Below are 10,274 nucleotides of genomic sequence, written 5' to 3'. Positions count from 1 at the left end.
GTGCCGAGCTCGCCGTCGAGCGCGAACTTCACCGCGGACAGACCCGCCGACAGCGCCAGGATCGTGATGACGCTGGGCAGCAGGCGTACCGCCTGGGGTCGGCCGCGGCGCTTGCGTTCCGGTTCGGGGGTGGTCAGCGGGGGGTTCACGGGAGCTGAGCGATGACGGTTTCGGCACCGATGGTGCGCTGCCCGCGCTCGACGAGCAGGGTTGTTCCGGCCGGCAGGTAGGTGTCGACGCGGGAGCCGAAGCGGATCAGGCCGTAGGTGTCGCCGATCGGCAGCGTGTCGCCGACACCGGCGTCGCACACGATCCGGCGGGCGAGCAGGCCTGCGATCTGGACGACGGCGACCTGGTGACCGTCACGGGTCTCGAGGAGCATGCTGTTGCGCTCGTTCACCTCGCTCGCGTCCGCGAGATCGGCGGAGAGGAACTTGCCCGGCTGGTGCACGACCTTGCGGACGGTGCCGCCGACGGGGCTGCGCTGCACGTGCACGTCGAGGACCGACAGGAAGATGCTCACGCGCGGCAGCGGTTCGTTGCCCAGTCCGAGTTCGGCCGGGGGTACCGCGGTGTCGACGAGCGCGACCTCGCCGTCGGCGGGGGCCACGACGACTCCGACCCGGTTCGGCGGAACCCGGTGCGGGTGACGGAAGAACGTTGCGGTCGCCGCGGCGGACGCGAGACCGGCGCGGCGCACCCACTTGCGGTTGCGGCCGAGTGCGGCCACCGCGAGCGGGGCCGCGACGAACGGCAGGCCGGCGGGGTGGAGCGGCGGAACCGCCTTACGGACCAGATCGGCGATGTGGGCGACACCGCTCGTGGGTGGCATTCCGGCGGGTGTGGGCTTTCGGGCCACGGCTCCTCTTACTGTCGCGTTGCGATGTGAGCCGCGGACCGACGGGCCCGCGGGCTACCACAGCGTACGCGAGCAGCGTTACACGGTGACGGGCGTGGCCTCCACCACGTGCTTCAGCCGGGTGAGCGTGGCGTTCATCCCGACGATCATTTCGTCGTCGAACGATTCGGTTCCGCCCATCGCGAGGTTGATCAGAGTCCGCGAGATCTTGGTCGTGCCGGTGGGCGCTTCGCGGCGCTGCACGACGTGGGTGCCGGTTTCGGTGGGTTCGAGGACGAACGACCAGATCGTGCGGTTCTCGTTGACGCGGAAACGGAGTTCACGGCCCGGCTCGAAGGTGAGGATCTTGGACGTGGTGGGCCAGACGAGCGCGCCCCTGCGGTTGATGTTGATCGTGCTGGTGCCGACACCGACCGGACCGCCGAGCACCTTCATCCCGCGGCACTGCGGGCTGAACTCCTTCATCCGCGGGAGGTCGGCGAGAACCGCCCACACCTGCTGCGGGCTCGCGGAGATGTCGATCGTGGCTTCGAGGGTTCTGGACACGTCACTCCCGGTATATAAGCGGTACTTAGGGTTACGGGCAGTTTCCGACCGTATCGTACGCAGACCTGCACCGGAAGGGTAGTGGTCGATTTGCCTGGTTCTGCGTCTCCCATTCTCCGGGAATTCGATGTGCTCGGTACATGCAGTCCGTATGCTGAGCGCGTCACGAAGTGGGACGATCGGAGGGGTGGGGCGCGGGGGCGCCCGCAGGGGTCGGAATCCTGCAACGGTGGCCCGAATCCGTTGCAGCGCATTCAAATACGTATTTCGGCAGTACCGGGCGGTCTCCGTAGTATCGGTGGTCCGTGGACCGGTGCTGTCTGCAATCTCAGGAGGACCACGTGTCTTTGCGTCGTTCGTCGCTCGTACTCGCCATCGTCGGAGTGTTACTCATCGCAGCCGCAGGGCTGATCCGATTCGTCCTCGTCCCGTCGATGACGAAGATGCCCACCGAACTCGACGGCCGGTCGACCTACACGGGCAGCCTGCAGTCGTTCGACCCCAGCAAGTTCGCCCTCGGGGACGGCGTCGAGTTCACCGTGACGCGGCACGTGGAGGTCGACCACGTGGACGGGGACGTCGCGGTCATCACGAGCGTCGCCGAAACCCATCGACCCACAGGGGATTCCACGTCGGCCCACACCTACGCGCTCAGCCGGGTCGACTACTCCCAGCAGCCGGCACCCGAGGGTTTCGAGGTGGAGGACCAGAAGGGCGCCATGGTCTTCTCCCTGCCGATGAACCCCTCGCCGGACGGCAACGCGCTGTACGACACCGTTACTCGCGAACCCATTCCGCTCGAGCACGTCGGAGACTCGGTCCTCGAGGGTCGCGAGGTCTTCGACCTGCGGGGCCACCTCACAGCGCCGATCGCCGACCCCGCGGTGCTCGCTCCGGCGCAGGCCGGGATCGCCGCGATGGCCGGCGTGGGTGACGGATCGGTCCTTCCCAAGCAGATCCTCCAGGTTCTCGCCGGTGTCCTGCCGCCCGAGAAGGCGCAGCCGATCACCGCGGCGCTGGCGGCCCAGCCCGATCTCGTGCCCGTCGTGCTCACCGCCGACACCACGGTCGATCTGAACATCGACACCCGCTTCGGAAGCACGGTGCGCTCCGTCCAGGATCAGACCACCGTGCTCAACATGCAGGCCGGGGAAGAGCTGATCCCGCTGCTCGACCTGTCCCGCGCCGTCGTGGGCACCGACGACGCATCGGTCGCGGACACGGCCTCGAAGCTGTCCTCGTCGGAGACCATGCTCGACATCGTCTCGAAGTGGCTGCCGCTGCTGCTCACCGTGATCGGTGTCGTGCTGATCGTCGTGGCGTTCCTGCGCCGCCGCCCGGAGCCGGCGTCTCCGCCGGCAGGCGAGGCCGACGACGCGAGCGGCGAGGTCCTGGAGTCCACCGGGTCGGAGTCCTGACCCGAGGCTCGTGTCTTACACGGGAGCGCCTGCACGACGCAGGGCATCACGGACCCGCTCGACGAGGACCCCGGATCGCCGGTCGAGCAGGTCCGCACCCACCCGGATGACCGTCCAACCCAGTTCCGGGAGCAGGGCATAGCGTTCGATGTCGCTCGTGCGCTGGGCCGGATCGGTCCAGTGGTGGCTGCCGTCGTACTCGACGAGCACCCGCCACTGTTTCCAGCCCAGGTCCGCCCGCGCCACGAAGCGGTCACCGTCGAACACCTCGATCTGTGTTTCCGGGGCGGGCAATCCCGCACGGATCAACAGCAGCCGCGTGTGCGTCTCGGGAGGCGACGCGGCGCCCCCGTCGACGAGGGCGAGTATCCGATCCAGGCCGCCGACCCCGGTCACCCCGATGTGTCGCCGCGACGTCCTGTATATCGCGGACCCTCAATCCGGTTGCGTTGCAGAGCGCGTCGAGCATCTCGATGCACGCGACGGTAGGACGATGACGCCGCGCCAGGTCGTAGCCCGTCTGCGCCGGTGATGTCACGGTCATCCCGTCGACCACGCACGTCTCCACGTCCCGTGCAGTACGAACCACGATGCCGGGCACCGACCGCACATGACCGTCCCTGAGCAGTTCCGCGGGTGCGTGTGGGTCGATCCACCGCGACCCGTGCATCGCGGCCGCCGACAGTCCTGCCGGGATCCCGCTGCGGTTCGACCACATCCACGCGGCCTTCGCTCGCAGTCGCGCTGTCGGCGCGATCCCCGGGCGGATGTACACGTCGCGGTGCAGACGTACGAAGTGCCGGTCGAGGCCGTACCTGGTGACGATTCCAGCGTCGAGGGCCTCCGAAGCCCGGAACAGCTCGTCCAAGTCGATCATGATGCCCAGCGTGCGCGGCCGCGTCCGATCGCGAAAACCCGCTGGGCGCACATGTGTACAACTTCGATGTTGTCCACAGGTCTGTGACGGGTGAGAGGGAGGTTGTGCGCGATATTCCCGAGTATTTCGCGCACAACCTCCCGCTCGTCAGGTGCCGGAAGCCGGGGGCTCGATCAGGACCTCCCGGCCACGCAGCGCCTGCGAACAGACACTGCACTGAAGGACCGGATGGAAGTCCTTCCGGCACAACACGTGCCGGAAGAGGATCGCGGGACCTTCGGGTGCCCGGAACCACTGCTGACCCCAGTCGATCATCAGCGCGACGACGGGGAAGAACGCCTCACCCTTGGCGGTGAGGCCGTAGGTCACCCAATCCGGCCGCGTCGGGTTCGGTGACGTCTCGACGACCCCGAGGTCCTCGAGTCTGTGGAGCCGGTCGGCGACCATCGCCGGCGGCGCGCCGGTGCGTTCCGCCAGTTCGCCGAACCGGCGGGCGCCCAGGAACAACGCCCCGATCATCGCGGCCGACCACCGGTTTCCCAGCAGCTCCATCGTGTGCGGCAGCACCTGGGACGGTTGCCGCACCGACGTGGACCGGCGACGGCCGATCGACGCCGGCACGCTGCGCGACCAGTCGGCACTCGGGCCGAGATCCGCCGACACGTCGTGCCGGTCGCAGGGTTCACCGCACGCGCGACAGACCAGAACCGGTGTGAACGTCGCGCCGCAGGCGGCGTGCCGCATCGACGGCAGTACGTCGGCGGACTCGGGCGACCACGTCTGCTCCCATGCCCACATGCTCAGCAGCACGGGCCAGACGGCGAGCCCGCGCGGAGTGAGCGGGTACTCGAAGCGGACGGGATGGTCCGAATAGCGCACCTTGTCGAGCAGGCCGAGTTCGGTCAGCTGGGTGAGGCGTTTCGACAGAACGGAATTCGAGATCGAACCTTGTGCGATCCAGTCGCCGTAGCGCCGGCACCCCGCGACCGCGTGACGCAGGATCCACAGATTCCATTCGTCGCCGAGCACACCGAGGGTGACGGCGATCGCGTTGTCGCCGCCCTCGGCAAGCTCGGTGAACATTCGTTCGGCCACGTCAGCTGACTCTAGTGGTGCCGTTCCTGTGCTCGATCCGGTGCCGGTGCCCCGGCCGCCGTACCGTAGCCGTGTCCGACGAATCGCGTGGTGGCCGCGGCGAACTCGGATTCGAGCCGGTCGACGATAGCCGCGACCGGCTCGACCGACTTGATCGTCTGCAGCCCCTGGCCGGCCGCCCACACATCCTTCCAGCGGGCGGGACCGTCGGATGCCGCATCGTAGGATCGCTCGGCACCGAAAACCAGGTTGTCGGGATCGAATCCGTTGGCGACCAGGCTCGGGCGCAGCCACGACGCGGGAGTCCCGGTGATGCCCGCGCTCACGATCAGATCGTCGGGACCGTGGTCGACGACCATCTGCTTGTATTCCGGCGCGGCCATGCTCTCGGTGGCGGCCAGGAAACGGGTGCCCATATAGACGAGGTCGGCGCCCGCGGCGACCGCCCCGGCGATACCGGCCCCGTCGGTGACGGCCCCACCGACGGTCACGATCCCGTCGAAGAACTCCCGGACCGCGGAGATGAACGCGAAGGGCGACAGGTGACCGGTGTGACCGCCCGCGCCGGCGGACACGCACGCGAGCCCGTCGACACCTGCCTCTGCGGCCTTGCGGGCGAGCGCGATGTTCACGACGTCCGCGATGACCGTTCCCCCGTACGACTTGACGACGTCGATCACCGGGGCGGGAGAACCGAGGGCCGTGATCACGATGTCGGGCCGGTGTTCGGCGACGAGCCGCAGGTCGTCGGCGAGACGTGTGTTGGTCCGGTGGGTGACGAGATTCAGTGCCCACGGCGCCGGCGCGGTGCGGGACGATGCGAGGCGGTCGCGGATGGTGCCCATCCACTCGTCGAGGTCCGCGGTGGTGCGGCAGTTCGGGCTGGGGAAGGATCCCACGATGCCCGCCTCGCAGGCGGCGACCACCAGGTCGGGGCCGGAGACGAGGAACATCGGTGCCGCCACGACCGGCAGGCGCAGATTCTCGAAGCGTGTCACCGGACGGAATGCTGTTGTCATGGTCATCTTTCCGATCGGTCTCGTCCGACGACGAAACTGACTGTGGTGGTGGTGCTTCCACCGAAGTTGAGCATTCCGGCGCGGGCGGCGCCGGGCACCTGGTAGTCGCCTGCCGTCCCGGTGACCTGCTTGTGGCAGTCCAGGAGCATGCGCACACCGGTTGCGCCGACGGGATGCCCGCCGCCGAGCAGGCCGCCGCTCGGATTCATCGGGATGCGCCCGCCGATCTCGAGTTCTCCGGATTCGATTGCGCGCCAGCTCTCGCCGGGTTTCGTGATGCCGAAATGGTCGATCGCCATGTATTCGCTGGCGGTGAAGCAGTCGTGGGTCTCGATGAGGTCGAGGTCGTCGACCCCGCTGATGCCGGCGCGCGTGAAGGCATCCCCGATCGCGGCGGACACGTGGGGGAACATCAGCGGCTCGTCGGCGCTGCGGGCGAGCTTCTCCTCGAGCAGCAGCCCGACGGTGCGGTGGCCCCAGCCGAGGATGCGCGAAAGGTCTTTCTGTTCGGCTGTTTCCGTGTGGGCGCGGCGGTACCGGTCCGATATCAGGACGACCGCGGCGCCGCCGTCGGTGAGGGGACCGCAGTCGACCTTGTGCAACCGGCCCTCGACGACCGGGTTGGCGTCGGCGTCGTCGGTGAAGGACGCCGGACCGAACTGCCATCCGCGGGTCTGCGCGTTCGGATTGGAGCGGGCGTTGCGGGTGTTCAGCTCGGCGATGCTCCACAGGTGCCCGGGATCCAGACCGTACCGCTTGTCGTACTCGTCGGCGATGCGGCTGAACATGTAGGGCCACATGAATTTGGCATCCTGACCCTCGTGCCCGATCCAGGCAGCGCCGGACATGTTCTTCGCACCGAGGTCGCCGGGCACGTTCTTTTCGAGTTCGACGCCGACGACCAGGGCGCAGTCGTATCGCCCGGATTCGAGATCGGCCATCGCCGCGAGGATCGCCAGGGATCCGGACGCGCAGGCGCCCTCGTGGCGGGTGGCCGGCACACCCCACAGATCGGGGAGGACCGAGGCCGGCATCGCACCGAGGTGGCCCTGACCCGTGTACACCTGCGCGAACGCGTTTCCGACGTGGACGACGTCGATGTCGGCGATCGGGATGTTCGCGGCGTCGAGTGCACCGCGGGCGACTTCGGCGGTCAGTGCGTCGAGGTCGAGACCGTCCTTGGAGAGGTTTCGGGAGAAGTCGGACTGGTATCCGCCGGCGATCCACACCGGTTCAGGGCTCATGGGTCTCTGCTTTCGGGCTGTGTGAACTGCAATCGTTACTACAACTATAAGAGTTTGCGGGAAATGGGAAGTCCTCTTCCGTCGAGGGGGATTGTCGAGGGCGTCTTGACAATGGCACGTGTCGTTAGTCACTCTCTTAGTTGTAGAACGAAGGCGCGCCCCGAAGCCCACGCCGGGATTCCGCGCCAGCCCGATGCGAAAGGTGAAGGCCATCATGGATATCGAGATCGTCGGCCGACTGCTGTCGACCCTTCCCGAGGACGACGATCACCCCTACCGCACGGGCCCGTGGCGGCCGCAGACCACCGAATGGAAGGCCGACGATCTCGAGGTCGTCGAGGGGCAGGTCCCCACGGACCTGGACGGTGTGTACCTGCGCAACACCGAGAATCCGCTCCATCCGGCGGTGCGGAGATACCACCCGTTCGACGGCGACGGCATGATTCACGTCGTGGGTTTCCGGGACGGGAAGGCGTTCTACCGCAACCGTTTCGTGCGCACGGACGGCCTTCTCGCCGAGAACGAAGCGGGCCGTGCCCTGTGGGCGGGTGCCTCGGAAATGCCCGAGTGGGCCGAACGTGAGGACGGCTGGGGCGCGCGGCGGAGGATGAAGGACGCGTCGAGCACCGACGTCGTCGTCCATCGCGGGCGTGCGCTGACGAGCTTCTGGCAGTGCGGCGATCTGTACCGCCTCGATCCGTACTCGGCACGCACCCTGGGCAAGGAGGACTGGAACGGGAGTTTCCCCTTCCATTGGGGCGTGTCGGCGCATCCGAAGGTCGACGAAACGACCGGTGAAATGCTGTTCTTCAACTACAGCAAGGAGGCGCCGTACATGAAGTACGGTGTCGTCGACGAGAACAACGACCTCGTGCACTACGTCGACATCCCGCTCCCCGGTCCGCGCCTGCCGCACGACATGGCCTTCACCGAGAACTACGCGATCCTCAACGATCTGCCGTTGTTCTGGGATCCGCGGCTGCTCGAGCGCGGCGTCCACGCACCGAAGTTCCGTCGCGACATGCCCGCCCGGTTCGCGGTCATCCCCCGTCGCGGGCAGACGTCGGACATCAAGTGGTTCGAAGCCGACCCGACCTACGTCCTGCACTTCGCCAACGCCTACGAGGACGGCGACGAAATCGTGCTCGACGGCTTCTACCAGGGCGCCCCCGAACCCTCGCCCGAAGGACTGACGGAGCAGCAGCGGGCATTCCGGTTCCTCGCACTGGACTACCTGCAGACCCGGCTGCACCGCTGGCGTTTCAATCTCGTCACCGGAGCGGTGAAGGAAGAGCCCCTCACGGACACGATCACCGAGTTCGGCATGATCAACAACACGCTCGGCGGACGCGAGCATCGCTACGTCTACGCGGCGACGGGTGTGCCGGGACGGTTCCTGTTCAACGGCCTGGTCAAGCACGACGTGCGCACCGGCGCCGAGGAGAGCTGTTCGTTCGGTGACGGCGTGTACGGCAGCGAGACGTCGATGGCTCCGCGGGTGGGCAGCACATCCGAGGACGACGGATACCTCGTCACGCTCACCACCGATATGAACGACGACGCCTCCTACTGTCTGGTGTTCGACGCGGCGGCAGTCGGAGACGGACCGGTCTGCAAACTGCGCCTGCCCGAACGAATTTCGAGCGGAACCCATTCCACGTGGGCGGCGGGCGAAGAACTCCGGCGCTGGCGCGCCGCCGACGACCCGGCGCAGGCGATCGGCCTGTAGGCACCGCGGATCCGTTCTCCCCGTAACCCCAGTTCGCACAGTCGAGAAGGAAAGGTGGCCCATGGCCCAGCCACACCGAGGCCTGCATCCGAAAGACCGCGTCGAGGACTACGTCCGGCGCGGATGGTGGACGGATCACACGCTCGACCGGGTGTTCCGCGAGCAGGTGAGCGCGCGCGGTGACGCCACCGCGATCGTCGACCCGGCCAACCGGGCCGACCTCGTCGGATCGCAGCCCCGGCGCCTCACGTGGAAAGAACTCGAATCCGAGGTCGTCCACCTCGCGGCGCGGCTGCTCGACCACGGAATCGGTCGCGGCGATGTCGTCGGCGTCCAACTCCCCAATTCCGTCGAACTGGTCGAGGTGTACCTCGCCGCGTGGTCGATCGGCGCCGTCGTGTCGCCGCTGGCGATGCAGTATCGCGAACACGAGATCGTGACGATGTCGAACAAGGGCGGCTTCGCGACCCTGCTGACCGTGGAGAAGTTCGGCGGCCGTCCGACCGCCGCGGAAGTCGTCGCGGTGCGCCACACGATTCCGTCCCTGCGGTCTGTCCTGACGATCGGTGCGGCGGAGGAGAATTCGGGAACGGCAGACGCGCACATCGTCCCGGGTCCGGCCTCGGACACCGACAGGGGACGGGTCGAAGCGCTGCGTAGCGCGGACCCGAACGATCCCAACGACTGCGTCACGATCTGCTGGACGTCCGGCACCGAGGGCGAACCGAAGGGGGTGCAGCGGACCCACTACGACTGGCTCGCCTTCTCGATCGCGACGATCGACGCACCCCGCGTGACGGGCGACGACGTGCTGCTCAACCCGTTCCCCATGATCAACATGGCGGGCATCAACGGCATGTTGCTGCCGTGGCTCGTCATGGGGGCGAGGCTCGTGCAACACCATCCCTTCGACGCGCCCACCTTCTTCCGGCAGATCGCGGTCGAGCGCGTGACCTACACGATCGCGCCGCCGGCGCTGATGTGGATGCTCCTGAACAACGAGGACCTGCTCGCGAAGATCGACCTGTCCAGCCTGACCCGGATCGGCTCGGGTTCGGCGCCGCTGCAACCGGCGATGGTGCGCGGGTGGCAGGAACGGTTCGGGCTCAGCGTCATCAACTTCTTCGGCTCCAACGAGGGTGTGTCGCTGCTGTCGAGTCCCGAGGACTTCCCCGACCCCGACATCCGAGCGCAGTTCTTCCCCCGCTACGGAGCCGACGGCATCCGGTGGTCGTCGAGGTTCGCCGAACGCGTCAGCGTCAGGCTCGTCGACCTCACGACCGGTGAGGAGATCACCGAAGCGGGCCGGCCCGGCGAACTCCGGATCGCGGGCCCCGCCGTCTTCCCCGGATACATCGGGGGAGCGGACCTCCCCAGTCCGTTCGACGACGACGGATACCTGAAGACCGGCGACATCTTCGAGATCGCCGGCGACCGGAACCAGTACCTGCGCTACGTCGACCGCAGCAAGGACCTGATCATCCGCG

Annotated in this window: 9 protein-coding genes and 1 pseudogene; 3 read left to right on the top strand and 7 right to left on the bottom strand. The window is 67.6% G+C overall.

Annotated features, from left to right (window positions below; translation table 11 throughout):
• From I0Q12_RS14510 to I0Q12_RS14500, 3 genes and pseudogenes are all read right to left on the bottom strand, one after another.
• Window positions 1-137, bottom strand: a pseudogene (locus I0Q12_RS14510) (CDP-diacylglycerol--serine O-phosphatidyltransferase); the annotation flags it as partial.
• Between the two features lie 8 nt (window positions 138-145).
• A complete protein-coding gene (locus tag I0Q12_RS14505; protein WP_197252578.1) occupies window positions 146-859 on the bottom strand; it encodes a phosphatidylserine decarboxylase in 714 nt (237 codons plus the stop codon).
• 78 nt (window positions 860-937) lie between these two features.
• Window positions 938-1,405: an SRPBCC family protein gene (locus I0Q12_RS14500; protein ID WP_197252577.1), complete on the bottom strand. Its 468-nt coding sequence runs from the start codon at window positions 1,403-1,405 to the stop codon at window positions 938-940.
• Between the two features lie 341 nt (window positions 1,406-1,746).
• Between I0Q12_RS14500 and I0Q12_RS14495 the strand changes: the two genes are divergently transcribed.
• On the top strand, window positions 1,747-2,823 hold the full coding sequence (locus tag I0Q12_RS14495) for a porin PorA family protein (protein WP_197252576.1): 1,077 nt from the start codon (window positions 1,747-1,749) through the stop codon (window positions 2,821-2,823).
• Window positions 2,824-2,838: 15 nt separating this feature from the next.
• On the opposite strand, the gene I0Q12_RS32880 is transcribed toward I0Q12_RS14495, so the two are convergent.
• The 4 genes from I0Q12_RS32880 to I0Q12_RS14475 form a co-directional block, all read right to left on the bottom strand.
• Window positions 2,839-3,219, bottom strand: coding sequence for a DUF559 domain-containing protein (locus I0Q12_RS32880; RefSeq protein ID WP_307846239.1), 381 nt, complete (start codon window positions 3,217-3,219; stop codon window positions 2,839-2,841).
• A gap of 628 nt (window positions 3,220-3,847) precedes the next feature.
• Window positions 3,848-4,783: a helix-turn-helix domain-containing protein gene (locus I0Q12_RS14485; RefSeq protein WP_197252579.1), complete on the bottom strand. Its 936-nt coding sequence runs from the start codon at window positions 4,781-4,783 to the stop codon at window positions 3,848-3,850.
• A 23-nt stretch (window positions 4,784-4,806) separates the two neighbouring features.
• Window positions 4,807-5,814, bottom strand: a complete 1,008-nt coding sequence (locus I0Q12_RS14480; protein ID WP_197252575.1) for a nitronate monooxygenase family protein — start codon at window positions 5,812-5,814, stop codon at window positions 4,807-4,809.
• A gap of 2 nt (window positions 5,815-5,816) precedes the next feature.
• Window positions 5,817-7,058 carry an acetyl-CoA acetyltransferase gene (locus tag I0Q12_RS14475; RefSeq protein ID WP_197252574.1) on the bottom strand — a complete coding sequence of 414 codons (1,242 nt, stop codon included), beginning with the start codon at window positions 7,056-7,058 and terminating at the stop codon, window positions 5,817-5,819.
• Between the two features lie 214 nt (window positions 7,059-7,272).
• Between I0Q12_RS14475 and I0Q12_RS14470 the strand changes: the two genes are divergently transcribed.
• Complete coding sequence (locus I0Q12_RS14470; RefSeq protein WP_197252573.1) at window positions 7,273-8,787, top strand: carotenoid oxygenase family protein; 1,515 nt, start codon at window positions 7,273-7,275, stop codon at window positions 8,785-8,787.
• A 61-nt stretch (window positions 8,788-8,848) separates the two neighbouring features.
• A partial coding sequence (locus I0Q12_RS14465) for a long-chain fatty acid--CoA ligase (protein ID WP_231610669.1) occupies window positions 8,849-10,274 on the top strand: 1,426 nt, incomplete at its 3' end.

Source organism: Rhodococcus sp. CX (assembly GCF_015865005.1).
Lineage (GTDB): Bacteria > Actinomycetota > Actinomycetes > Mycobacteriales > Mycobacteriaceae > Rhodococcus.
This window is presented reverse-complemented; position numbering and strand designations above follow the sequence as displayed.

Coding starts and splice junctions, on each gene's coding strand:
- I0Q12_RS14485 (WP_197252579.1), bottom strand. CDS start 4,783: ATGTTCACCGAGCTTGCCGAGGGCGGCGACAACGCGATCGCCGTCACC.
- I0Q12_RS14480 (WP_197252575.1), bottom strand. CDS start 5,814: ATGACAACAGCATTCCGTCCGGTGACACGCTTCGAGAATCTGCGCCTG.
- I0Q12_RS14470 (WP_197252573.1), top strand. CDS start 7,273: ATGGATATCGAGATCGTCGGCCGACTGCTGTCGACCCTTCCCGAGGAC.
- I0Q12_RS14475 (WP_197252574.1), bottom strand. CDS start 7,058: ATGAGCCCTGAACCGGTGTGGATCGCCGGCGGATACCAGTCCGACTTC.